Origin of the sequence: Rhodovulum sp. ES.010 (assembly GCF_900142935.1) — a bacterium.
Lineage (GTDB): Bacteria > Pseudomonadota > Alphaproteobacteria > Rhodobacterales > Rhodobacteraceae > Rhodovulum.
The window spans coordinates 3,306,537-3,329,528 of the sequence record NZ_FSRS01000001.1 but is presented as its reverse complement, the minus strand read 5'-3'; the positions used below and the strand labels follow the sequence as shown (position 1 = coordinate 3,329,528).

The window sequence follows — 22,992 nt, the reverse complement described above, 5'->3', positions numbered from 1 at the left end:
GCGATGTATCCTCACACCGGCTCCCCGCTCGGCCCCTTGTCCTCCAGCCCCTCGATCACCTTGGCCAGCCGCAGCTGCGCATAGGCCTTCAGCACGTCGTTAATCAGCGCCTGGTAGCCCTTCCCGTTGGCGCGGTAGAACTTCGCCACCGGCTCTTCCAGCAGCAGGGTGATCTTCACCTTCTTCGGGTTGGCCGGGTAGATCTCGGGCAGCAGGTGCCAGGCCTCGGGGACGTGCAGCGCCTCCATCTCGCGGCCATAGACGAACATGTGCAGCCGCATGATCGCCTCTTGCGCGGCGGCCAGTTGCTTGAGGTCGCCCTTGGTCAGCTTGCGCTCCGCCCGCGGGCGGATCGGGTGCGGGTCGCCCAGGTGGCGGGGGTCGAACATATCGGCGGGATCTGACATGCGGGGCAAGGTGCCAGCCGCGGGTTAACGCCGCGAGTCCGGGCCGTGCGCAGCGGTCCGACGAAAGTCCGATGGAAGTCCGATGGAAGTCCGACGGTTTTCCGATCCGCCGAATTCGCTTGCAACGACTCGGACGATGGGCCATATGAAACAAGCGACGTTACGACTTTCGACCACTGTCTTCCTTACGGCTGCAGTCCCTCGATCGACCCCTGACTGCGCCGGTCCGCTGCATGATGCGAGCGGAAAAACCCATAGGAGACAGACGGATGGCCACTGGCACCGTGAAATGGTTCAATTCCACCAAAGGCTACGGCTTCATCGAGCCCGAAGGCGGCAAGCGCGACGTGTTCGTGCACATCTCCGCCGTCGAGCGCGCCGGCATGACCGGCCTGAACGACGGCCAGAAGGTGACCTTCGACATCGAAGCCGGCCGCGACGGCCGCGAGTCCGCGACAAACCTCGCGCTGGCCTGACAAGCCCTTGAAATCGCTGACGAAGGGCGCCCCGGTGGGCGCCCTTTTCGCGTTCGCGCACGCCCCTTCTCGTTGACCGTCCGGGGGGGTTCGGTGTACGCCCGGAGGGCGTTGAACACGGACACCGCGCACGCCCCAACGCCCCGTCACGAGGGCCGGGCCTGTCGCAGGTCCGGTCTCGGACAGGGAGGAAACCATGGGACTGAAACGCTATGCCGCCGCGCTGGCCGCGGGCATCGCCGCGCTTGGGGCCGGGGCCGCCTGGGCGCAGGACTACACCTTCAAGCTGCACCATTTCCTCAGCGCCAAGGCGCCCTCGCATACCGAGATGCTGGTGCCCTGGGCCCGCGCGGTCGAGGAGAACTCGGGCGGCAAGGTCAAGATCGAGATCTTCCCCGCCATGACCCTGGGCGGCCGCCCCCCGGAACTCATCAACCAGGTGCGTGACGGGGTGGTGGACATCATCTGGACGGTGAACGGCTACACGCCGGGCCTGTTCCCGCGAACCGAGGTGGTGGAGCTGCCCTTCGTCTACCTGAACGACCCAGCGGCGACCAACCTCGCGCTCTACGAGATGTTCGAGAGCGACCTGAAAGAGGACTACCAGGGCGTCGAGGTGATGTTCCTGCATGTGCATTCGGGCCAGGCGATCCAGATGCGCGAAACCGAGGTGCGCAGCCCCGCCGATCTGGAGGGCAAGAAGATCCGCATCCCCACCCGCACCGGCGCCTGGGTGCTCGAGGCGCTGGGGGCGACGCCGGTGGCGATGCCGGTGCCCGACCTGCCGCAGGCGCTGCAGAAGGGCGTGGTGGACGGCGCGCTGATCCCGTTCGAGATCATCCCGCCCCTGAAGATCCAGGAGCAGACCGACGTCCAGATCGAACTGGCCGACAAGACACGGCTGGGCACGACCACCTTCCAGGTATCGATGAACAAGGCGAAATGGGACAGCCTGCCCGCGGATGTGCAGCAGGCCTTCCGCGACGCCTCGGGCCCCGACTGGCTGCGCGAGGTCGGCGAGGTCTGGCGCGGGACCGAGGAGTTCGGCATCAACATGGCGGTGGCGTCCGGCAACACCCATGTCACGCTGACCGAGGAAGAGACCGAGGCGTTCCGGCAGGCGCTGGAACCGGTGGTGGAGCGCTGGATCGAGGAGGTCACGGCCAAGGGCATCGACGGGGCGGCGCTGGTGCAGAAGGCGCGTGACCTGATCGCCACCCACGGGTCCATGTGATGATGGAGGCCGCGTTCGCCGGGCGGAGCGGCCCCGCCGCGCTGGTGGCCGGCCTCGTCACCGGCTGGGCGCTTCTGGGCGGGCTGGTCCTTCTCGCCGTGGTCGCGATGAACGTGGCCTCGGTGATCGGCGGCGTTGCCTGGAAGCCCTTTCCCGGCGATTTCGAGATGACGCAGGTGGGCGTGGCCGTCGCGGCCTTCGCCTTCCTGCCATGGTGCCAGATCACCCGCGCCAATGTCAGCGCCGACATCTTCACCATGGGGGCCTCCCCCCGGTGGATCGCGCGGCTGCGCCTGGTCGCTTCGGCGGTGGCGTTGCTGTTCGCGGCGCTGTTGGTCTGGCGGATGTCCGAGGGCATGGCCGATCAGCGGCAATACGGCTACACCACCACGATCCTGCAATTCCCGGTCTGGCTGGCCTTCCTGCCAATCCTGGTCTCGCTGGTGCTGCTCGTGCTGGCAAGCGCGGTGACGCTGGCCGAGGACGCACGGGCCGCGCGCGGACCCGCCGATGGCTGAGGCCCTGTCGGTGGGGCTGGCAGGGCTTGCCGCGCTGGTCGTGCTGATCGCGCTGCGCATGCCCATCGCCTATGCGATGATCCTGGTCGGCGGGCTGGGGATCACGGCGCTGAACGGGCCGGCGCTGATGCTCAACCAGCTCAAGACGCTGGCCTACGGGCAGTTCTCGATCTACGACCTCAGCGTGGTGCCGATGTTCGTGCTGATGGGGGCCTTTGCCGCGCGGGCGGGGCTGTCGGCGGCGCTGTTCCGGGCGGGCAACGCCTGGCTCGGCTGGATGCGCGGCGGCACGGCGATGGCGGCCATCGCGGCCTGCGCGGGGTTCGGGGCGGTCTGCGGGTCGTCGCTGGCGACCGCGTCGACGATGGGCAAGGTCGCGCTGCCCGAGTTGAAACGCTACAACTACTCGGGCGCGCTGGCGACCGGGACGCTCGCCGCGGGCGGCGTTCTCGGCATCCTGATCCCGCCTTCCGTGGTGCTGATCATCTACGCCATCATCGTCGAGGCGAACATCGTGACCATGTTCATGGCGGCGATGCTGCCGGGCGCGCTGGCGGTCGTGCTGTTCCTGCTGACCATCGCCGCCTACGTGACGATCCGGCCCAAGGCGGGGCCGGCCGCAGGGGCACTGGACGGGGCGGAGTTCCGCGCGGCCACCCTCGGCGTGATGCCGGTGCTGGGCATCTTCGCGATCGTCCTGGGCGGCATCTACGCGGGGTTCTACAACCCCACGCCGGGCGCGGCGGTGGGCGTGGCGCTGGTCTGGCTCTACGGCACGCTGCGGGGACGGCTGCGGCTGGGCGAGTTGCGGGACTCGCTGCTGGAGACCGCGTCGATCACCGGCATGATCTACCTGATCCTGCTGGGCGCCGAGTTGATGAAGATCTTCATGTCGCGCGCCGGACTGCCCCAGGCCACGGCCGAGTGGATCGTCGCCGCGGGCATGGAACCGATGACGGTGATGCTGCTCCTGTTGCTCGCATTGATCCTCTTGGGCTGCCTGATGGACAGCCTGTCGATGATCCTCCTGGTGATCCCGTTCTTCTGGCCGGTGCTGGTCGAGATCAATGGCGGGCTCTACCAGGGGGCCGAGGGCGCGGGCTTCGGAATGAGCACCGAGGATTTGAAGATCTGGTTCGGCATCCTCGCGCTGATCGTGGTGGAACTTGGGCTGATCACCCCGCCGGTGGGGATGAACGTCTTCGTCATCTCGTCGCTTGCGAAGGACACCCCGATGCTGGACACCTTCAAGGGCGTGGCGCCCTTCTTCGGGGCAGAGCTGGTGCGGGTGGGCATCCTGCTGGCGTTTCCGGCGCTGACGCTCTGGCTGCCGCATCTGTTGAGCGGGTAGATGGGCGGGCTGACCGCAGGCGGCGCGATCTTTCCCCGGCTGAAGGCGCTGGGGGTGGACTATGTCTTCGCCAATTCCGGCACCGATTTCCCGCCGGTGATCGAGGGGGTGACCGAAGCCGCGGCCCGGGGGCTGACCCTGCCGCGGGCGATCACCTGCCCGCATGAACATGCCGCGGTCAGCATGGCGCATGGCGTCTGGCTGATGACGGGGCGCGCGCAGGCGGTGATGCTGCACACCAATGTGGGGCTGGCGAACGGGGCGATCGGCGCGATCAACGCGGCCTGCGAACATGTGCCGATGATCCTGATGTCGGGCCGGACGCCGGTGACCGAGGCGGGCCGGTTCGGCGCGCGGACGGTGCCCATCGGCTGGGGGCAGGAGATGTTCGACCAGGCCGCGCTGGTGCGCGAGGCCTGCAAGTGGGACTACGAGCTGCGCTTCCCCGAGCAGATCGGGCCGCTTCTGGACCGGGCGCATGCCATCGCCAATTCCACGCCCGAGGGGCCGGTCTACCTGTCGCTGCCGCGCGAGGTGCTGTGCGCGCCGGTGGCGGCGGAGGGCCTCGACGTGCGCCCGTCGATGCGCCCCGCGCGGGCGGCGCCCGACCCGGGCGCCGTGGCCGAGGCGGCGCGCTGGCTGGCGGCGGCGGAACGCCCGCTGGTCATCGCCCAACGCGGCTGCGGCAGCGCGGCGGCCTTCGACGCGTTCGGGGCCTGGGCGTGGGACTGGGCGATGCCGGTCGCCTCGTGGTGGGCGACGCATCTGGCCATCGCGACGGACCATCCGTGCCACGTGGGCGCCGATCCGGGGCCGTGGCTGGCCGAGGCCGACGTGGTGCTGGTGGTCAATGCGCTCGCGCCCTGGTGGCCGGACGAACACCCGCTGAACCCGGGCGCAAAGGTCATCCAGCTTGGCCCCGATCCGCTTTTCGCGCGGGCGCCCGTCCGCACATTCCCCGCCGACCTTGCCCTCACCGGCGAAACCGATGCCGCGTTGATGGCGCTGATCGAGGCGATGGGCCCGGCGCCCGACGACGCCCTCGCCGCGCGCAGGCAAACCCTGCAGGACCGTCCCGCGCCGCCGCCGCTGACCGAGGGCCGACTGACCAAGGCGCATGTCGCCGAGGCCCTGGGCCGGGCGCTCGGCGACGCGGACTCCACGGTCTTCTCGGAACTCGGCGTGCCGCTCTGGCACCTGCCGCGCCGCGCGCATCTGAGCTGGTTCCAGGAGCCTCATTCCGGCGGGCTCGGCTGGGCCTTTCCGGCGGCGATGGGGGCGACGCTGGCGGCCCCGGGCCGCACCATCGTCGCGACGATGGGCGACGGCAGCTACATCTTTTCCAACCCCACCGCCTGCCACCAGATCGCCGAGGCGCTGGGGCTCGCCCTGCTGGTCGTCGTGCTGAACAACGGCGAATGGGGCGCGGTGCGCGGCTCGGTCTCGCAGCTTTACCCCGACGGGGTCGCGGCGCGGACGAACGCGATGCCGCTGACGGGGCTTTCGCCCAGCCCGGACTTCGTCAAGGTCGCCGAGGCGAGCCGGGCCTGGGCGCGGCGGGTCGAGCGCGCCGACGATCTGCAAGGAAACATCGCAGAGGCACTCGCAACTGTCGCTGAAGGCCGGCTGGCCCTGCTCGACATCCGGGTCAGCCCGGACTGACGGCCCCGACGAGATCGCGGTAGAGCGCGACCGCCGGATCGTCGGGGAGCATGACGTCCGTCATGGCCAGCACTTCGCCGCGCGCGATGTTGCGCCTCACCGTCACGCGGTGGGCCAGCCCTATGGGCAGCGCGTCAGGTGCCGCCACCACCGGCTGCGCCTTGCCCCAGACGGTATGACCGCCCTCGCCGTCCAGCACCTCGCCGGCCTTCAGGTCGCGCTTGGCCACCGCGACGACCGTGCCGCGCATCTCGCGCGCGCATCCGGTTGGCTCACCCCGCAGCGCGGCGCTGAGAACCGAGATCGACAGTTCCAGCCCGATCAGGTGGAAGGGCTTGTACATCGCGGCGAAGCGGCCCGTGGAATCCGTCGGCAGCCCGTACTGGGAGAAACAGGCGGCGGCATAATCTGTGGGCGCCTCGAACACCACGTAGACGCCCCAGCGCAGGTCGCGAAACACCGGACGGCCGTCACGTTCCAGCGAGGACACGGTCTCGACCATGCCCCGCCCCTCGAGCTGTCCACCGAGGTCGCGCGGGCGCAGCACGTGGGCGAGGTCGTCCACCCCGCAGGCCGGGAAGGACAGCCCCGCGGCGGGCACATCCAGCCCGCATGCGTTCGCGATGGCGACCATCTCGATGGCGCTTTTCGTGCCGTCGAGGAAGGAGTTGAACATCTGCGGGTTCATCCCCGCCCGCGCCGCTTCCTTGGGCGTCAGCCCGTAATGGGACCACACGTCGTCCGGCGTGACGCGGTGATAGGCGGGCAGGTATTTCGTGCCCTTACCGGCGGCGGTCACGCGAAACCCCGCGGCGCGCGCCCAGTCGACCATCTCGGCCACCAGCGCCGGCTGGTCGCCATAGGCCATGGAATAAACCACGCCGGCCGCCGCCGCCTCGCGCGCGATTGCCGGGCCGGCCAGCACGTCGGCCTCGACATTGACCATGACGACATGCTTGCCCGCCGCAATCGCCGCGCGGGCGTGGGCGATGCCGGCGCGCGGGTGGCCGGTGGCCTCGATCACCACGTCGACGTCGTCGCGGGCGGCGAGCCGGGTGCCGTCGCCGTCGCCGTCGAAGACCGTGGCGGCGATCCGCGCGTCGTCCCAGCCCACGGTGCGGCAGGCGGCGCGCGCGCGGCCCAGGTCCAGATCGGCGATCGCGGTGACTTCCAGACCCGGAATCGTCGGGACCTGCGCCAGGAACATCGAGCCGAACTTGCCCGCGCCGATCAGCCCCGCCCTGACCGGCGCGCCCCGCGCCGCCGCCTCGGCGGCCAATGCTGCCAGGTTCATCGCGTCCTCCCCGTACCCCTCCGAAGCGCCGAGACTAGCCCCTGCCCCATCCGACACGCCATACGCAAATCGCCCTGAAAGCGGCCATGAGATGTGCTTTATGCCCGCCATTTAGGCATGATCGACCCGCATCGGGTCGCAAACGCAGCATCTCGTCTGCCGAGCGGCGACCCGGACATAGCATCGCGCCATGGGTGAGGCAGCAACCTTTGACGAGATGTGGGGGCGGGAGGGGACGCTGCGTGCGCCCTATGCCGCGTTCAAGACCTGGTTCGACGGCGAAGAGCCCGCGCGGCTTCGGGCCAAGCAGCGCGAGGCGGAAGAGCTGTTCCGGCTGACCGGCATCACCTTCAACGTCTACGGCCGCGCCGAGGCGGAGGAGCGGCTGATCCCCTTCGACCTCGTGCCGCGGATCATCTCGGGCCGGGAATGGCAGAAGCTCTCGAAAGGGATCGAGCAGCGGGTGCGTGCGATCAACGCCTTTCTGCACGACATCTACGGTCGGCAGGAGATCGTGCGCGCCGGCCGCATCCCCGAGGAGATGATCAACCGCAACGACGCCTTCCTGCCGCAGATGATCGGGGTGCGTCCTCCGGGTGGCGTCTATACCCATATCGTCGGCATCGACCTGGTGCGGACCTCGGACAACGAATTCTACGTGCTCGAGGACAATGCGCGCACGCCGAGCGGGGTCAGCTACATGCTGGAGAACCGCGAAACGATGCTGCAGATGTTCCCCGAGCTTTTCGCGCGGAACCGGGTGGCCTCGGTGCAGACCTACCCGGCACGGCTGCACCGCTCGCTGACCGCCTGCGCGCCGGATGCCGCCGAGGGTGCGCCCACGGTCGCGGTGCTGACGCCGGGGCTCTACAACTCCGCCTATTTCGAACACGCCTTCCTCGCCGACGAGATGGGGGTGGACCTGGTCGAGGGGCATGACCTGCGCGTGGTCGACGGCCGCGTGGCGATGCGCACGACGCAGGGTTACAAGCCCATCGACGTGCTCTACCGCCGGGTGGACGACGAGTTCCTCGACCCGCTGAACTTCAGCCCCGACAGCACGCTCGGCGTGCCCGGCATCATGGATGTCTACCGCGCGGGACGCATCACCATCGCCAATGCGCCGGGCACCGGGATCGCCGACGACAAGGCGATCTACAGCTACATGCCCGAGATCGTGGAATTCTATACCGGCGAGCGACCGCTGCTGGAGAACGTGCCGACCTGGCGCTGCTCGGAGCCCGGCGCGCTGGCCTATGTGCTCGACAATCTCGCGGATCTGGTGGTCAAGGAGGTGCACGGCTCGGGCGGCTACGGCATGCTAATCGGCCCGACCGCGACCAAGAAGGACATCGCCGCCTTCCGCCGCAAGCTGAAGGCGCGGCCCGGCAACTACATCGCGCAGCCCACGCTGTCGCTGTCCACCGTGCCGATCTTCACCCGCAAGGGGCTGGCGCCGCGCCACGTTGACCTGCGCCCCTTCGTGCTGGTCAGCCCGGCAGGCGTGTCGATCACGCCCGGGGGACTGACGCGGGTCGCACTCAAGAAAGGGTCGCTGGTGGTGAACTCCTCCCAGGGCGGCGGAACCAAGGACACCTGGGTGCTCGAGGATTAGCGCATGCTGGGCAAGACCGCCAACGGGCTGTTCTGGATGTACCGCTACCTGGAGCGGGCCGAGAATGTCGCGCGCCTGACCGAGACCGGCCAGAGGATCGCGCTGACCAATTCGGGCGGCGACGAGGAATGGCGTCCGGTGCTGCAGACCGCGGGCGTCTGCGACGGGTTCGACGCCGCAAACGAGAAGGTGACGAAGGAGGAGGCCATCGACTGGATGCTTCGGGCGAAGGGCAACCCCTCCTCCGTCCTGTCCTGCGTGGCCGCCGCGCGGCAGAACGCCCGCACCGTGCGCACCGCGCTGACGAACGATGTCTGGGAGGCGACCAACGCCACCTACATGACGGTGTCGGACCTACTGGCCCGCAAGCTGAACGAGCGCGACCTGCCCCATGTGCTCGACACGGTCCGCCAGCGCACGGCGCTGGTCAGGGGGGCCACGATGGGCACGATGCTGCGCAACGACATCTACGATTTCGCCCGCATCGGCACCTTCCTTGAACGCGCCGACAACACCGCGCGGATCCTCGACGTCAAATACTACGTGCTGCTGCCCTCGATCGCGGCCGTGGGCTCCTCCATCGACAACGTGCAGTGGGAAACGATCCTGCGCTCGGTCTCGGCGCGGGGCGGGTTCCGCATGGAATACGGCAGCGGCGGCGGCGCGCGCGAGATCGCGCGCTTCCTGATCCTGGACAAGCGGATGCCGCGCAGCCTGGCGTTCTGCACGCGCAAGATCCGCGACAACCTGCGCTATCTCTGCTCCACTTACGGCTGCTGGCCCAAGAGCTTCGAGATGGTGGACCACATGGAGCGATTCTACCTCAGCCACGAGATCGACGCGATCTTCGACTACGGCCTGCACGAATACATCCAGAAGCTCTTGAGCCTGCTCGTCGTGATCGGACGGCAGATCGAGGCCGATTACCGGTTCTACGAGTGAGCCCATGCGCCTGAGAATCGCCCACACCACGCGCTACCGGTTCGACGCCCCCGTCACCTTCGGCCTGCAGCAACTCCGCAAGACCCCGAAATCGGGCCGCCAGCAGGAGGTGCTTTCCTGGACCACAACCGTGACCGGCGGCACGCAGGAATTGTTCTTCGACGACCATCACCACAACCGGGTGGACCTGATCAGCTTTGGCGGCGCGGCGCCCGAACTGACCGTCACCTGCGAGGGCGAAGTGGAGATGCGGGAAACCCACGGCATCGTCGGCCGCCATATCGGGCCCGCACCGCTGTGGCTGTTCCGCCGCTACACGCCGCGCACGAAACCCGGCCCCGGCGTGCGCGCCCTGCTGCGGGATCTCGACGGCGCGACCGATCTGGACGGCCTTCACGCCCTCTCGGCGCTGATCCGCGCGCGCGTCGCCTACGAGATCGGCACCTCGGACGCCGGGTGGGGCACCGAAGAGGCGTTGGCCGCCGGGCGCGGGGTTTGCCAGGACCATACGCATATCTTCATCACCTGCGCCCGCGAGCTGGGCCTGCCGGCACGTTATGTCTCGGGCTATCTGCGGCTCGACGACCGCGAGGAGCAGGACGCGATGCATGCCTGGGCCGAGGCCCATGTCGAGGGGCTGGGTTGGGTCGGCTTCGACGTGTCCAATGGCATCTCGCCCGATATCCGGTATATCCGCGTGGCGACCGGGCTCGACTATGCCGAGGCCGCGCCGGTGACTGGGCTGCGCCACGGCGGGTCCGGCGAGGCGCTGTCGGTCGAGATCGAGGTGGCGCAGCAGTAAGGGCCGGCGGATGACCTATTGTGTGGGAATGGTGCTCGAGCGCGGGCTGGCCTTCATGTCGGACACCCGCACCAATGCCGGGCTCGACAATTTCTCGACCTTCCGCAAGATGACCCACTGGGCGACCCCCGGCGACCGGGTGATCACCCTGATGAGCGCGGGCAACCTCGCTACCACGCAGGCGGTGATCAGCCTTCTGAACGAACGCCCCAAGGCGCCCGACGAGCGGGAGCCGAGCCTGTTGGGCGTGCCCTCGATATTCCAGGCCGCGCGGCTGGTGGCCGAGACGCTGCGCGAGGTGATCGACCGGCATCGCGATGGCGGCCCTCGGGCGGAATCGACCTTCAACGCCACGCTGATTCTCGGCGGCCAGATCAAGGGCGGGCCGCCCAGGATGTTCCTGATCTACCCCGAGGGCAATTTCATCGAGGCCGGCGCGGACACGCCGTTCTTCCAGATCGGCGAGATGAAATACGGCCGGCCGATCCTGGTGCGCGCCTATGACCCCGCGCTCAGCTACGCCGACGCGATGAAGCTGTTGCTCGTCAGCTTCGACTCCACGCTGAAGGCGAACCTGACGGTGGGGGCGCCCTTCGACTATCACCTTTATGAGACCGACAGTCTCCGGCTCGGCCGCACCGGGCGGATCGAGGCCGACGATGTCTATTTCCAGACGATCTCCGAACGCTGGGGCGATGCGCTGAAGTCGGCGCTGAAGGGGCTGCCGTCGCAGGAGTTCTGAGCCCCGGCCGGGCGCCTCAGATGTCGAACACGACCCCCTGCGCCAGCGGCAACTCGCGCGAATAATTGATGGTGTTGGTCGCGCGCCGCATGTAGCCCTTCCACGCGTCCGAGCCGCTTTCGCGCCCGCCACCGGTTTCTTTCTCACCGCCGAACGCCCCGCCGATCTCGGCCCCCGAGGTGCCGATATTGACATTGGCGATGCCGCAATCCGACCCGCGCGCCGACAGGAACAGCTCCATCTCGCGCAGATCGGTGGTGAAGATCGACGACGAAAGCCCGCCGCCCACCGCGTTGTGCATCGCGAGCGCCGCGTCGAGATCGTCGTATTTCATAGCATAGAGGATCGGCGCGAAGGTCTCCTGCGCGACCGGCCCGGTCTGGTCCGGCATCTCGACCAGCGCGGGCCTGACGTAATATGCCGCCTCCGGGCCGACCGACACGCGCTCGCCGCCATGGACCGTGCCGCCCGCTGCCTCGGCCTCCTTCAACGCGGCCTGCATCCCGTCATAGGCCGCCTTGTCGATCAGCGGGCCAACCAGCGCGTCGGTCTCCAGCGGGTTGCCGATGCTGACCGAGGCATAAGCCTTCTTCAGCGCCGGCACGATCTGGTCGTAGACGTCGCGATGCGCGATCAGCCGGCGCATCGTGGTGCAGCGCTGCCCCGCCGTGCCCATCGCGGCGAAGGCGACGGCGCGGAGCGTCATGTCAAGGTCGGCCGAGGGGCAGACGATGCCCGCGTTGTTGCCACCGAGTTCCAGGATGCAGCGCCCGAAGCGTTCGGCGACCTTCGGCCCGACCATGCGGCCCATCCGGGTGGACCCGGTCGCCGAGACCAGCGACACGCCCGGATCGTCGACCATCGCCGCCCCGACCTCGGGCCCGCCCACCAGCACCTGCGACAGGTGCGCCGGCGCGTCCGTCCCGAACCGGGCCAGCGCGCGGTCGAGTACCGCGTTGCAGGCCAGCGCCGTCAGCGGCGTCTTTTCCGAAGGTTTCCAGAGGGTCGGGTCGCCGCAGACCAGCGCGAGCGCCGCGTTCCACGCCCAGGGCGCGACGGGGAAGTTGAAGGCGGTGATGATGCCCACCACGCCGAGTGGGTGCCAGGTCTCCATCATCCGGTGGCCCGGGCGCTCGGTAGCGATGGTCAGCCCGTAAAGCTGCCGCGACAGCCCCACGGCAAAATCGCAAATGTCGATCATCTCCTGCACTTCGCCGCCGCCTTCCGAGGGACTCTTGCCGGCCTCGATGGAGACGAGGCGACCGAGATCGTCCTTTGCCGCGCGCAGTTCCGCGCCGAAGAGCCGCACGAGTTCCCCCCGCCGCGGCGCCGGAACGTCGCGCCACCGCGTGAAGGCCGTGCGGGCACGCGCGACCGCGGCGGCCGTGTCTTCGGCGGTCGCGGCCGGCAGATCGGCGACCTGTTCGCCGGTCAGGGGGGTGAAGACGGGCATGCCGCCCCCTGCGGCGGTCTCGACGCCAAGCCTGTCCAGGACCGCTGCGGTTTCGATCTCAAGGGACATCTTCAATCCTTCCTGTTGACGCCGGTGCCGCAGGCCGTCGCCGCGACACGGACGCGCCGCGGCGACGGCCTGCCGGGCCTTGTTTCCATCCGCTGCAAGGGTCACACGAGGCGGCCTTCCGTTCAATCCTTGCTCTCGTGTCAGAAGGTCTGGGCGCGGCACCTGCCGTGCCGGCCACGCGCTGACGCTCTTGGCAAACCTTTGGCCCATCGACAAGAAAACGGCAAAGCCCCGAAGAGGACCGTGCGGGACAGGGCATCCCCGAAGTCTTTGCCATCAGGCCGTGAAACCGGCGGACGACGCGCCCAAGCCGCCCTCTTCCCAAGGCGCTTACGGATTTCTTGTTCTGAAGTTTGATATGGTGGAGCCGAGGGGAATCGAACCCCTGACCTCGTCATTGCGAACGACGCGCTCTCCCAACTGAGCTACGGCCCCGGTGCGCGCCCATGTGGCCCATGGCGGGGAGGTTGTCAAGCGGTCTCGCCTACATGGCTGCGCACGAAGGCCTCGATATCCGCCGCGGGCCGCGCGCCCGACAACCGGGCGACCTCGCGGCCCCGGTGAAACAGGATCAACAGCGGGATGCCGCGAATGTCGTAACGCACCGTGGCATCGGGATTGGCCTGGGTGTCAACCTTGGCCAGCCGCACCCGGGGCGCCAGCGCCTGGGCGGCCTTGGCGAATTGCGGCGCCATCATCCGGCACGGCCCGCACCAAGCCGCCCAGAAATCCACCAAGAGCGGCACATCGTCGCCCTTCACGGCCTTCTGCAACGTGGCGAAGTCGATCTCGCGTACGCGGCCGTCGGCCAACCTTGCGCCGCAGGTGCCGCATTTGGGCCCCGCGTCCAGCTTGTCGGCGGGCACCCGGTTCGCGGTCCCGCAGTCGTGGCAGATCAGCTTCAGCACAGCGCCCATGGCTCGGTCTTCCTATCATATTCTGCTTTCTGAATATATCGCCTTGATCGCCTCGCAATGCAAGGCAAACTTGCGCGATGGATACACCAAATGGCGTACCCCTGACGCACTGGGCCGCACTCGCCCCGGAACCGCAGACGCAACTGCGCGAAGCCTACGCGGCGGACACCGCTCTGCCTCACAGGGACCTATTCGCTGGACTCCAAGCCCGCGCATTTCGCCGACTGGCGCGCCGAACGCGGCATCGCATTATCGGACTTGGACCTGCACCCCGCGCGAAACAGCTGACGTCACGGCTGGACCCGGGCCCGCGGCGTGCTAGGCTGGACGCGCCCGCAGGAAAGGCTCCGGCAATGCGCTCCAAACGCCTCTGGCAGTTGATCCGCCTGTCCCGGCGCCTGTGGGTCCGGGCCACGCTGATCGCGCTTCTGGCAATTCTCGCGGCCATCGCCGCGGTGATCCTCGACCCGATCATCCCCGCCTTTCTGGCCGAGCGCATCGGCGAGGACGCGGTCATGCCGATCCTCAACGTGCTTGCCTCCTCGATGCTGGCGGTCACGACCTTCTCGCTGTCGGTCATGGTCTCGGCGCACCGCGCGGCCTCGGCCCAGGTCACGCCCCGGTCGCACCGCCTGCTTCTGGAGGATACGACGACCCAGACAGTGCTGGCCACCTTCCTCGGCGCCTTCATCTTCGCGCTGGTCTCGATCATCCTGTTCCGCGCGGGCTTCCACGGGGGCGCGGCGCCGGTGGTGGTCTTCCTGTTCACCGTGTTCGTCGTCGCACTGGTGGTGCTGGCGATCCTGCGATGGATCGAGCACTTGTCGCGCCTGGGCAGCGTGGACGAGACCATCGCCCGCGTCGAGGCCCGGACGCGCAGCACGCTGCGCCGCCAGAGGGCGGCCCCAAGCCTGGGCGCGCGCCCGCTGCCCGGCCCATCCACGATCCCGGAGGATGCGGCACCGGTACCGGCGCTGCGGGGCGGCTATGTGCAATTCGTCGACATGGCCGGGCTTTCGGCGATCGCCGAGGCGGCGGGCGCCGAGATCTACGTGATCGCAGCGCCCGGCACCTTCGTGGTCGAAGGCGCCCCGATCGCCCATGTCCGCCCCGCCGACGGGGCCGACGCCGGGGCCATCCAGAGCGCCTACGAGATCGACGCGATCCGCAGCTTCGACCAGGATGCACGATTCGCCCTGCTCGTCCTGTCCGAAATCGCCTCTCGGGCGTTGTCGCCGGGGCTGAACGATCCCGGCACCGCGATCGACGTGATCAGCCGGTTGGAACGGCTGCTCGCCGAGTGCGACCCGCCCGACGACGAGGTGCGCTACCCCGCCCTCTGGGCACCGAGCATAAGCTCCGACGACCTTGTCGAGGACGCCTTTGACGCCATCGCCCGGGACGGGGCCGGGATGATCGAGGTGATGCGGCGGCTGGTGGCGGCGCTGAACACGCTGCGCGCGGGCGACGATGCCGGCTTCGCGCGGGGCGCCGACCGCATGATCGCGCGCGCGCTCGACCACGCGGAACGGGCGCTGGCGCTCGAGGAGGACCGTCAGCGCCTTCACGCCCTGGCGGGCGGGGTCGGCGCGCCCGGACGACAGGGCCGCGGGGGGTGAGCCGCGGCCCCGGCGGTATCTAGAACCGCATTTCGTAGGACACCGAGAGTCCGGCATCGAGCACGTCCGACGCCGAGCGGCCGGCATCGAGCGCCAGCGCCAGATCCCCGCCGCCGACGCGGCCCGAAAGGCCCAGTCCGACCCGCGGCGCCAGGAAATCGTCGGTCGTGCCCCCGATCTCGTCCAGGGCGCCGTATTCCACGTCGAACGAGGCGAACGGCGTCAGGGCGGTGCCCGCAATCGCGGTTCCCCAGTCGAAGCGTGCGCCGAGCGAGGCAAGGACCTGCCGCGTCGTGCCGCCGGTCACGGCCACGGCACCGGCGGGGAAATCCTCCCAGGTGCCCCAGAGCCGCGCCCGCGGCGTGAGGGTGCCGGCGGCCATCTCGTGCGTGCCGCTCAGCGACAGGCCGGCCAGCACCCGCTCGGTGCCGAACCGGTCCGCGCCGGTGTCGTAATCCAGATCGGCATAGGCGAGGTACCCGTCGAGGGTCAGCACGGTGCCGCCGAAGCGATGCGCCCCGTAAAGGCCGAAGAGCCGCGAATCCACGTCCGTCCGGGTGGCGGCGGCATCGTCCTCCAGGTCGGCCACGCCGGCCCCGACCATGACACCCAGCAGCGTGTCGCCGTTCAGCCGGAAATCGACCCCCGCCAGCAGGTCGGCCGCATTGCCCTCGTAGCCGTCGAAATAGGACCGGGCGCTGAGCGACACCCAGAGATTGGCGTCCGGGTCGCTTCCGCTGCCGGAGAACAGGTTCTGGGTGGACAGGAAAACCGAATCCCGCGTCGCGACGGGGGTGCCGCCCCCGCCGAGCCGGCCGGCACTGTTGCGCGCCAGGGTCGTCGCGATACTGCGCTGCTGACCGACCGTGGTGACCTGGGCCGCCTCGCGGGGCTGGTAAGTGGCGGCGACGGCCGCGACGGCGCAGGAAAGCGAAATGTTGTTGAACTGCGTGGCCGAACCGCCGGCCCCAACGTCTTCCCGCCAACCCAGGCCGGTAAAGCCGCCGTCCGGAACCACGAGGGTTTCGGCGACCGGGCCCGAGTCAGGCGCGAATGGCCCGGAAATCGCATACACGAAGACCGGCGAGAGAGGGTTGCCACCGCCATCGCGCAGGACGAACGCCGCCGCGTTTGCGTTTTGCGCGCCCGAGGTCACGTTGTCGGCCTTGAAGGTGATCGTTTCGTCGGCATCGAAGGCAAGCGCGGTGAAATCCTGGCTGCCGATGCCGAAACCGATGGTGTCCCCGTCGATATCGGCGCAGCCGGCGGATTGTGCGGCGGCGTCGGTGGCGATGAGCGCGGCGAGGCCGGCTCCGATGAAGAGTGTCTTTGTCACGGTACTACCCTGATGTGTGTCCCGACGGGCGGCCTCCCTGGCCGCTAACCGTCACGGGCACCACAGCGCCACCAGGGTTAACAGAACCTAAACGTGCAGGGAGACGCCTGAACGCCCGGCAACTCCGCACCTGCGCGTTGCGAAACTGTCACGGCCGGGTCATTCCGCGGCCGCCGCCATCTCCTCGACCGGGGGACAGGTGCACACCAGGTTGCGGTCGCCATAAACGTTGTCGACCCGGCCGACCGGCGGCCAGTACTTGTCCACGCGGAAGGCGCCGGGCGGGAAGCAGGCTTGTTCGCGCGAGTAGGGCCGGTCCCAGTCGGCGACCAGGTCCTCGACCGTGTGGGGCGCACGCTTGAGCACGTTGTTCTCGGGGTCGGCGCGGCCCTCCTCGATCTCGCGGATCTCCTCGCGGATCGCCAGCATCGCGGTGACGAAGCGGTCGAGCTCGGCCTTGGTCTCACTCTCGGTCGGCTCGATCATCAGGGTACCGGCGACCGGAAAGCTCATCGTCGGCGCGTGGAAGCCGCAATCGACCAGCCGCTTGGCGATGTCGTCGACGCTGACGCCCGCGCTGTCGGCGAAGGGCCGGGTGTCGATGATGCATTCATGCGCGACCCGGCCGCCCGTGCCCTTGTAAAGCACGTCATAGGCACCCTCCAGCCGGCGGGCGATGTAGTTGGCGTTCAGGATTGCGACCTTGGTGGCCTGGGTCAGCCCCGCGCCCCCCATCAGCAGGATATAGGCGTAGCTGATCGGCAGGATCGAGGCCGAGCCGTGCATCGCCCCCGACACGGCCGCCTGCCCGCCTCCCATCGGATCGTCCGGCAGATGAGGCGCCAGATGCGCCTTGACCCCGATCGGCCCCATGCCGGGCCCGCCGCCCCCATGGGGGATGGAGAAGGTCTTGTGGAGGTTCAGGTGGCTGACATCCGCGCCGACCTCGCCCGGCTTCACCAGCCCCACCAGCGCGTTGAGGTTGGCACCGTCCAGGTAGACCTGCCCGCCGAACCGGTGCGTGATCTCGCAGACCTCGCGCACGGTTTCCTCGAAGACGCCGTGCGTCGAGGGATAGGTGATCATGCAGGCGGCCAGCCGGTCGCCCGCCGCCTCGGCCTTGGCGCGGAAATCGTCAAGGTCGATATCGCCGTTATCGGCGGATTTGACGGCGATCACCTTCATCCCGGCCATGTGGGCCGAGGCCGGGTTAGTGCCGTGCGCCGAGGTCGGAATCAGGCAGACGTTCCGATCGGCCTCGCCGCGCGCGCGGTGGTAGGCGGCGATCGTCAGCAGACCCGCATATTCACCCGACGCGCCGGAATTGGGCTGCATCGACATCGCGTCGTAGCCGGTGATCTGGCAGAGCTTGTCGGCGAGGTCGGCCAGCATCTCGGTATAGCCCTTGACCTGCTCGGCCGGTGCCAGCGGGTGGATGTTGGAAAATTCCGGCCAGGTGATCGGCGCCATTTCCACGGCGGCGTTGAGCTTCATCGTGCACGATCCCAGCGGGATCATCGCCCGGTCGAGCGCCAGGTCGCGGTCGGCCAGCCGCCGCATGTAGCGCATCATTTCCGTTTCGGCACGGTTCATGTGGAAGACCGGGTGGGTCAGGAAGTCGGACCGGCGCACCAGCGCGTCCGGGAACCGGTACTGGCCGTCGCCGCCCTCGTCGCGGCGCTCGATCCCGAAGGCGCGCCAGAGCGCCTCGATGCTGGCCGGCCGCGTGGTCTCGTCCAGCGAAATGCCCAGCCTGGTCTCGCCCACCTTGCGCAGGTTGATCCGCTCGGTCTGGGCGGCATTGAAGATCACGCCCTGCATCGGACCGACCTCGACAGTGAAGGTGTCGAAGAACTCGCCCGGCTCCACCTTGAACCCTGCCTCTTCCAGCCCGCGGGCGGTGCGCACCGCCTTGCGGTGGATGCGTTGGGCGATGGCCTTGAGGCCCTTGGGGCCGTGAAACACCGCATAGAACCCTGCCATGACAGCCAACAGCGCCTGCGCGGTGCAGACATTCGAGGTGGCCTTCTCGCGCCGGATATGCTGTTCGCGGGTCTGCAGCGCCAGCCGATAGGCCTTGTGCCCGTGGGCATCGACCGAGACGCCCACGATGCGGCCGGGCATGGCGCGCTTGTAGGCCTCGCGGCAGGTCATGTAGGCGGCGTGCGGGCCGCCATAGCCCATCGGCACGCCGAAGCGCTGGGTCGAGCCCACGGCGATATCGGCGCCCATCGCGCCCGGCTCCTTCAGGACCACCAGCGCCATCGGGTCGGCCACCATGATGCCGAGCGCGCGGTGTTCGTGCAGCCGCGCGATCGGGTCGGAAAAGTCGTTCAGGTGGCCATAGGTGCCGGGATACTGGAAGATCCCGGCGAACACCTTCTCGGGGTCGAGATCGGCGAAGGGATCGCCCACGATCACCTCGATCCCCAGCGGCTCCGCCCGCGTGCGGATCACCGCGATGTTCTGCGGGTGGCAGTTCTCGTCCACGAAGATCGCGCCCGCCTTGGACTTCGCCACGCGCTGCGCCATGGTCATCGCCTCGGCGCAGGCGGTCGCCTCGTCCAGCAGCGAGGCATTGGCGATTTCCAGACCCGTCAGATCGCTGACCATGGTCTGGAAGTTCAGCAGAGCCTCCAGCCGGCCTTGGCTGATTTCCGGCTGATAGGGAGTGTAGGCCGTGTACCAGGCCGGGTTTTCCAGGATGTTGCGCTGGATCGCGGGGGGCGTGACCGTGCCGTAATAGCCCTGCCCGATCATCGTGGTGAAGGGGCGGTTCTTCTTGGCGATCTGGCGCATGAACCACAGCATCTCGCGCTCGGATTTGGGCTTGCCGAAATCGAGCGGCGCGGCCTGGCGGAGGCTTTGCGGCACCGCCTCGTCGATCAGTTCTTCGAGCGTCTTCAGGCCCAGCACGTCCAGCATCTCGACCATTTCCTCGGGCGAGGGGCCGATATGACGGCGGTTGGCGAAGTCGTAGGGCAGGTAGGTGCTGGGGGTATACGGCATGTGGGTCCCGCTTATCCGATGAAGTCTTTGTAGGCGTTCTCGTCCATGAAGTCGTCGAGCGCGCTCATGTCCTCGATCTTCATCTTGAAGAACCACGCCTCGCCCAGCGGGTCGTCGTTGACGCGGCCGGGGTTGTCTGGGAGCGAGTCGTTCACCTCGACGATCTCGCCATCCAGCGGCGCCAGGATGTCGGAGGCGGCCTTGACGCTCTCGATCACCACGATCTCGTCGTCCTTCGAGACGGTCGTGCCCGCCTCGGGAAGCTCCACGAAGACGACGTCGCCCAACTGCTCTGCCGCGTGCTCGGTGATGCCCACGACGACGAGGTCATCCTCTACGCGCAGCCATTCGTGTTCTTCGGTGAATTTCATCTCGCTGTCCTTCAACGCTTGTAGTTCGCAGGTATGAACGGCAGGGCCGCGACCGCGACGGGCAGGCGCTTGCCCCGGACTTCGCCCCACAAGGGGCGCCCCTCCCGGCAGAGTTCAACGGGCACGTACCCCATCGAGACCGGGGCGCCGACCGAGGGTCCGAAGGCCCCTGACGTCACGGTGCCGACGGGCGTTTCCGCGTGCTCCTCGGCGAAAAGCGGCGTGCCCTCGCGCATCGGCGCACGCGTCTGGGGCGCAAGGCCGACGCGGCGGCGCGCCGCCCCCTCGGCAAGCTCGCACAAGATGCGCTCCGCCCCTGGGAAGCCCCCGGCCCGGTCGCCACCCGCGCGGCGGGCCTTCTGGATCGCCCAGGCAAGGCCGGCCTCTATCGGCGACGTGGCGGTGTCGATGTCATGCCCGTAAAGGCAGAGCCCGGCTTCGAGCCGCAGACTGTCGCGCGCGCCGAGGCCGATCGGCGCGACCGCCTCGTCGGCCAGCAGCGCGCGGGCCAGAGCCGCGGCCCGGCCGGTCTCGACCGAAACCTCGAACCCGTCCTCGCCGGTATAGCCCGAGCGCGACACCCAGAGCGGGCCGAAATCGCTTTCGACGGCGGCGCTGTCCATGAACCGCATCGCGGCCACCCCGGGGGCGAGCGTCTCCAGCACGCGTTCGGCCTCGGGGCCCTGCAACGCGAGAAGGCAGCGATCCGTGATCTCATCGACCACGCATGTCTCCGCCAGATGCGCCCGCAAATGGGCGAGATCGTCCGCCTTGCGGGCCGCGTTGACCACGAGAAACAGCTCGCCCGCGCGCTTTGCCACCATGAAATCATCGAGGATGCCCCCGTCCGCGTTCGTGAAGATAGCGTAACGCTGGCGACCCGGTTTCAGGCTCGACACATCGACCGGCACCAACCGCTCGAGCGCGCGCGCGACATCGCCCACCTCACCCGAGTGCGGCCGCAGGATCACCTGGCCCATGTGGCTCACATCGAACAGCCCCGCCCGGGCGCGGCACTGCAAATGTTCCTTCAGCACGCCAAGCCGGTATTGCACGGGCATCTCGTAGCCCGCGAAGGGCACCATCTTGGCACCCAGTTCGACATGCAGATCGTATAGCGGCGTGCGCCTCTGCTCCGACATCCTGCCCCTTTTCAAATTGCCGGACACGCACGCATCCGGGCACCGTTTGCAGGCGGCGGCCCCGCCGCCCGATCCGATGCCCCCTCTGTCCTTTCGCCTGAGATCGCTATCCCTTCGGCGGGCGCGGCCCGCGCGCCTCTCTCCAGAGCTCGTGTTCCGCCCACGGTCCTGATGCCTGAGAGTTTGCCGGGGCGGTTGCTCCTTCGGCACCGGCGCATGCGCCGGATTCTCCCGGGGGCGGATGTCGCGGACGCTAGATCATGCGTCGCTTGGCTACAAGGGCTTGCAATCGCGCCCCCGTGTCGCAATCTGGGGGTGCATGCACGACCCGTACTTCTTCGGCTACGGCTCGCTCGTCAACCGGGCCACCCACGATTACCCGCGGGCCACCCGCGCGCGCCTCACCGGCTGGCGGCGCGCCTGGACGCATACCACCCTGCGGGACGTGGCCTACCTTTCGGCGGTGCCCGCCGAGGGGGGCGTCATCGATGGGCTGATCGCCTCGGTGCCCGGCCACGACTGGGCCGCCCTGGACGAACGCGAGCGCGCCTATAACCGCCACGCCGTCAGCCATACCGTCGAGCACGAGGCCGGGCATCCGGTGTATGTGCAGGTCTATTCCGTGCCCGGCACCCACGCCGCCGCGCCGACCATCCGCCACCCGATCCTGTTGAGCTATATCGACGTGGTCGTGCAGGGCTATCTGCGCGAATTCGGCAAGGACGGCGCGCGGCGCTTCTTCGAGACGACGGATGGCTGGGACGCCCCCATCCTCAACGACCGGACGCGCCCGATCTACCAGCGCCACCAGATGCTGACGGGGGACGAATACGCCTTCGTCGATCAGGAACTAACCGGGCGCGACGCCACTATCGTGGAACGGGCATGAGCCGCCGCAGCGCTATCGCCGCTTGATGCGGCGCAGGTCGGCGCGCAGCTGCGTCTGGCGCTCAAGGAACCCGTCGGCATCGCCGAAATCGGTGAAATTGCCGTACAGACCGTGGGGTTCGCGCACCGGGTGGGCGTGCTTGATCGGACACCAGTACTGTTCGGTCCGGGCGGCCACCTCGCGGGCGAGCGCGAGCACGCCGTTGGCATAGCCGCAATAGGCGCAGTTCAGCTTCTGCAGCCCGTTCAGATAGGCCAGCTGGTGGCGGTCGATCACGACATGCTCGGACCGTTTCACCTTGTCGATCCCGTAGACCGGGAAACAGACCGCCTGGTAGATCGCCACGAACAGGTCGAGCAGCGCAAGCGGAAGGATCAGCGCGTAGATCGCCGGCGCCGTCAGGATGAAGAGCGGCCGAGGGCGCTTGAAAAAGGTCAGAAGGCTGACGCGCAGCGCCCGATGGCGCGTCAGAACCTCTTCCTCGAACCGAACGCGGCCGGCCTCGACACTGTAGCGAAACCGGTCCCGCTTCTCTTCGAGTTCGTCTCGGAGGCTCTGCTGCAGCTCGCGAATTCGCGCGAGCATTTGGTCAACCCCCTGGGGCATGGCGCGCTCCTTCTTTCCCGGCAGTTGAGCATGGGAACGGGCGGCGCGCCACCCCGGCGGGTCAGTCGATCGAAACCAGCTCGATCGCGAAGGTCAGATCCTGGCCGGCGAGCGGGTGGTTGGCGTCCAGCACGACCTCCTCATCGGTCACCGCGGCCACGGTCACCGGCACGACCTGGCCCTGCGGCGTCTGAAGCTGCAACCGCGTGCCGATCTCGAGCGGGGTGTTCTCGGGTACCTGGGCGCGCGGGATCGACTGCTTGGCCTCGGGGTTGTGGTCGCCATAGGCGTCGTCGCTGGGGATCTCGACGGTCTTCTTGTCGCCTTCTTCCATGCCCGGCAGGGCCGCGTCGAGCCCGGGGATGATCTCGCCCGCGCCGACCGTGAATTCCAGCGGATCGCGTCCCTCGGAACTGTCGAAGGTCGTGCCGTCGGCCAGCGTGCCCGTGTAATGGATGCGAACCTTGTCGCCCGGCTTCACCTGGGTCATACGTCTCTCTTTCGATTGTGTCGGGGAGTGGATTTGCAGAGGCCACGC

Annotated in this window: 21 protein-coding genes, 1 tRNA gene and 1 riboswitch; of the genes, 11 read left to right on the top strand and 11 right to left on the bottom strand. The window is 68.5% G+C overall.

Annotated elements, in window-relative coordinates; genetic code table 11:
* Positions 1–11: 11 nt before the first annotated feature.
* A complete protein-coding gene (locus BUR28_RS16440; protein ID WP_175566966.1) occupies positions 12–389 on the bottom strand; it encodes a BrnA antitoxin family protein in 378 nt (125 codons plus the stop codon).
* A gap of 287 nt (positions 390–676) precedes the next feature.
* On the opposite strand from BUR28_RS16440, the gene BUR28_RS16435 reads away from it, so the two are divergent.
* The 5 genes from BUR28_RS16435 (at position 677) to BUR28_RS16415 (ending at position 5,648) form a co-directional block, all read left to right on the top strand.
* Positions 677–883, top strand: a complete 207-nt coding sequence (locus BUR28_RS16435) for a cold-shock protein (protein WP_074221116.1) — start codon at positions 677–679, stop codon at positions 881–883.
* Between the two features lie 196 nt (positions 884–1,079).
* Entirely contained in the window at positions 1,080–2,117 is a 1,038-nt protein-coding gene (locus BUR28_RS16430) for a TRAP transporter substrate-binding protein (protein ID WP_074221115.1), read from the top strand.
* The gene (locus BUR28_RS16425; protein ID WP_074221114.1) at positions 2,117–2,635 is read left to right on the top strand and encodes a TRAP transporter small permease subunit; all 519 of its coding nucleotides are present in this window, start codon (positions 2,117–2,119) and stop codon (positions 2,633–2,635) included. The genes BUR28_RS16430 and BUR28_RS16425 overlap by 1 nt, the downstream gene beginning before the upstream one ends.
* Entirely contained in the window at positions 2,628–3,986 is a 1,359-nt protein-coding gene (locus BUR28_RS16420; protein WP_074221113.1) for a TRAP transporter large permease, read from the top strand. Before BUR28_RS16425 ends, BUR28_RS16420 begins: the two co-directional genes overlap by 8 nt.
* Entirely contained in the window at positions 3,987–5,648 is a 1,662-nt protein-coding gene (locus tag BUR28_RS16415) for a thiamine pyrophosphate-requiring protein (RefSeq protein ID WP_074221112.1), read from the top strand.
* Here the strand turns inward: BUR28_RS16415 and BUR28_RS16410 are convergent.
* Complete coding sequence (locus tag BUR28_RS16410) at positions 5,635–6,942, bottom strand: NAD(P)H-dependent oxidoreductase (RefSeq protein ID WP_074221111.1); 1,308 nt, start codon at positions 6,940–6,942, stop codon at positions 5,635–5,637. The two genes, BUR28_RS16415 and BUR28_RS16410, sit on opposite strands and share 14 nt — an antisense overlap.
* Before the next feature lie 190 nt (positions 6,943–7,132).
* On the opposite strand from BUR28_RS16410, the gene BUR28_RS16405 reads away from it, so the two are divergent.
* From BUR28_RS16405 to BUR28_RS16390, 4 genes are read left to right on the top strand one after another with little or no spacing between them, the layout of a single operon-like run.
* On the top strand, positions 7,133–8,557 hold the full coding sequence (locus BUR28_RS16405) for a circularly permuted type 2 ATP-grasp protein (protein WP_074221110.1): 1,425 nt from the start codon (positions 7,133–7,135) through the stop codon (positions 8,555–8,557).
* 3 nt (positions 8,558–8,560) lie between these two features.
* Positions 8,561–9,499, top strand: coding sequence for an alpha-E domain-containing protein (locus BUR28_RS16400; protein WP_074221109.1), 939 nt, complete (start codon positions 8,561–8,563; stop codon positions 9,497–9,499).
* A 4-nt stretch (positions 9,500–9,503) separates the two neighbouring features.
* Positions 9,504–10,301 carry a transglutaminase family protein gene (locus BUR28_RS16395; RefSeq protein WP_074221108.1) on the top strand — a complete coding sequence of 266 codons (798 nt, stop codon included), beginning with the start codon at positions 9,504–9,506 and terminating at the stop codon, positions 10,299–10,301.
* A 10-nt stretch (positions 10,302–10,311) separates the two neighbouring features.
* Complete coding sequence (locus BUR28_RS16390; protein WP_074221107.1) at positions 10,312–11,043, top strand: proteasome-type protease; 732 nt, start codon at positions 10,312–10,314, stop codon at positions 11,041–11,043.
* Between the two features lie 16 nt (positions 11,044–11,059).
* Here the strand turns inward: BUR28_RS16390 and BUR28_RS16385 are convergent, their stop codons facing one another.
* The 3 genes from BUR28_RS16385 to trxC form a co-directional block, all read right to left on the bottom strand.
* Entirely contained in the window at positions 11,060–12,565 is a 1,506-nt protein-coding gene (locus BUR28_RS16385; protein ID WP_074221106.1) for an L-piperidine-6-carboxylate dehydrogenase, read from the bottom strand.
* Positions 12,566–12,924: 359 nt separating this feature from the next.
* Positions 12,925–13,000 (bottom strand) — tRNA-Ala (locus BUR28_RS16380).
* Positions 13,001–13,035: 35 nt separating this feature from the next.
* Positions 13,036–13,482, bottom strand: a complete 447-nt coding sequence (trxC, locus tag BUR28_RS16375) for a thioredoxin TrxC (RefSeq protein WP_074221105.1) — start codon at positions 13,480–13,482, stop codon at positions 13,036–13,038.
* Between the two features lie 353 nt (positions 13,483–13,835).
* Here trxC and BUR28_RS16370 point away from each other — a divergent pair, with 353 nt between their 5' ends.
* Positions 13,836–15,101, top strand: a complete 1,266-nt coding sequence (locus BUR28_RS16370) for a DUF2254 domain-containing protein (protein ID WP_074221104.1) — start codon at positions 13,836–13,838, stop codon at positions 15,099–15,101.
* Positions 15,102–15,120: 19 nt separating this feature from the next.
* On the opposite strand, the gene BUR28_RS16365 is transcribed toward BUR28_RS16370, so the two are convergent.
* The 4 genes from BUR28_RS16365 to gcvT form a co-directional block, all read right to left on the bottom strand.
* Positions 15,121–16,437, bottom strand: coding sequence for an autotransporter outer membrane beta-barrel domain-containing protein (locus BUR28_RS16365; protein ID WP_074221103.1), 1,317 nt, complete (start codon positions 16,435–16,437; stop codon positions 15,121–15,123).
* Positions 16,438–16,596: 159 nt separating this feature from the next.
* Positions 16,597–19,446, bottom strand: a complete 2,850-nt coding sequence (gcvP, locus tag BUR28_RS16360) for an aminomethyl-transferring glycine dehydrogenase (RefSeq protein WP_074221102.1) — start codon at positions 19,444–19,446, stop codon at positions 16,597–16,599.
* 11 nt (positions 19,447–19,457) lie between these two features.
* Positions 19,458–19,817, bottom strand: a complete 360-nt coding sequence (gene gcvH / locus BUR28_RS16355) for a glycine cleavage system protein GcvH (RefSeq protein ID WP_074221101.1) — start codon at positions 19,815–19,817, stop codon at positions 19,458–19,460.
* An 11-nt stretch (positions 19,818–19,828) separates the two neighbouring features.
* Positions 19,829–20,959: a glycine cleavage system aminomethyltransferase GcvT gene (gene gcvT, locus BUR28_RS16350; RefSeq protein WP_074221100.1), complete on the bottom strand. Its 1,131-nt coding sequence runs from the start codon at positions 20,957–20,959 to the stop codon at positions 19,829–19,831.
* 153 nt (positions 20,960–21,112) lie between these two features.
* A riboswitch (glycine riboswitch) is annotated at positions 21,113–21,203 on the bottom strand.
* Positions 21,204–21,278: 75 nt separating this feature from the next.
* On the opposite strand from gcvT, the gene BUR28_RS16345 reads away from it, so the two are divergent.
* On the top strand, positions 21,279–21,848 hold the full coding sequence (locus tag BUR28_RS16345; protein WP_074221697.1) for a gamma-glutamylcyclotransferase family protein: 570 nt from the start codon (positions 21,279–21,281) through the stop codon (positions 21,846–21,848).
* 12 nt (positions 21,849–21,860) lie between these two features.
* Here BUR28_RS16345 and BUR28_RS16340 read toward each other — a convergent pair whose 3' ends face one another.
* Together BUR28_RS16340 and BUR28_RS16335 are read right to left on the bottom strand one after the other, a co-directional pair.
* On the bottom strand, positions 21,861–22,454 hold the full coding sequence (locus BUR28_RS16340; protein ID WP_074221099.1) for a hypothetical protein: 594 nt from the start codon (positions 22,452–22,454) through the stop codon (positions 21,861–21,863).
* A 61-nt stretch (positions 22,455–22,515) separates the two neighbouring features.
* Complete coding sequence (locus BUR28_RS16335) at positions 22,516–22,944, bottom strand: FKBP-type peptidyl-prolyl cis-trans isomerase (RefSeq protein ID WP_074221098.1); 429 nt, start codon at positions 22,942–22,944, stop codon at positions 22,516–22,518.
* Between the last annotated feature and the right edge of the window lie 48 nt (positions 22,945–22,992).

Coding starts and splice junctions, on each gene's coding strand:
- gcvT (WP_074221100.1), bottom strand. CDS start 20,959: ATGTCGGAGCAGAGGCGCACGCCGCTATACGATCTGCATGTCGAACTG.
- BUR28_RS16335 (WP_074221098.1), bottom strand. CDS start 22,944: ATGACCCAGGTGAAGCCGGGCGACAAGGTTCGCATCCATTACACGGGC.
- gcvP (WP_074221102.1), bottom strand. CDS start 19,446: ATGCCGTATACCCCCAGCACCTACCTGCCCTACGACTTCGCCAACCGC.
- BUR28_RS16395 (WP_074221108.1), top strand. CDS start 9,504: ATGCGCCTGAGAATCGCCCACACCACGCGCTACCGGTTCGACGCCCCC.
- BUR28_RS16400 (WP_074221109.1), top strand. CDS start 8,561: ATGCTGGGCAAGACCGCCAACGGGCTGTTCTGGATGTACCGCTACCTG.
- BUR28_RS16370 (WP_074221104.1), top strand. CDS start 13,836: ATGCGCTCCAAACGCCTCTGGCAGTTGATCCGCCTGTCCCGGCGCCTG.
- BUR28_RS16410 (WP_074221111.1), bottom strand. CDS start 6,942: ATGAACCTGGCAGCATTGGCCGCCGAGGCGGCGGCGCGGGGCGCGCCG.
- BUR28_RS16430 (WP_074221115.1), top strand. CDS start 1,080: ATGGGACTGAAACGCTATGCCGCCGCGCTGGCCGCGGGCATCGCCGCG.
- BUR28_RS16390 (WP_074221107.1), top strand. CDS start 10,312: ATGACCTATTGTGTGGGAATGGTGCTCGAGCGCGGGCTGGCCTTCATG.
- BUR28_RS16425 (WP_074221114.1), top strand. CDS start 2,117: ATGATGGAGGCCGCGTTCGCCGGGCGGAGCGGCCCCGCCGCGCTGGTG.
- BUR28_RS16385 (WP_074221106.1), bottom strand. CDS start 12,565: ATGTCCCTTGAGATCGAAACCGCAGCGGTCCTGGACAGGCTTGGCGTC.
- gcvH (WP_074221101.1), bottom strand. CDS start 19,817: ATGAAATTCACCGAAGAACACGAATGGCTGCGCGTAGAGGATGACCTC.
- BUR28_RS16420 (WP_074221113.1), top strand. CDS start 2,628: ATGGCTGAGGCCCTGTCGGTGGGGCTGGCAGGGCTTGCCGCGCTGGTC.
- BUR28_RS16435 (WP_074221116.1), top strand. CDS start 677: ATGGCCACTGGCACCGTGAAATGGTTCAATTCCACCAAAGGCTACGGC.
- BUR28_RS16440 (WP_175566966.1), bottom strand. CDS start 389: ATGTTCGACCCCCGCCACCTGGGCGACCCGCACCCGATCCGCCCGCGG.
- trxC (WP_074221105.1), bottom strand. CDS start 13,482: ATGGGCGCTGTGCTGAAGCTGATCTGCCACGACTGCGGGACCGCGAAC.
- BUR28_RS16415 (WP_074221112.1), top strand. CDS start 3,987: ATGGGCGGGCTGACCGCAGGCGGCGCGATCTTTCCCCGGCTGAAGGCG.
- BUR28_RS16345 (WP_074221697.1), top strand. CDS start 21,279: ATGCACGACCCGTACTTCTTCGGCTACGGCTCGCTCGTCAACCGGGCC.
- BUR28_RS16405 (WP_074221110.1), top strand. CDS start 7,133: ATGGGTGAGGCAGCAACCTTTGACGAGATGTGGGGGCGGGAGGGGACG.
- BUR28_RS16340 (WP_074221099.1), bottom strand. CDS start 22,454: ATGCCCCAGGGGGTTGACCAAATGCTCGCGCGAATTCGCGAGCTGCAG.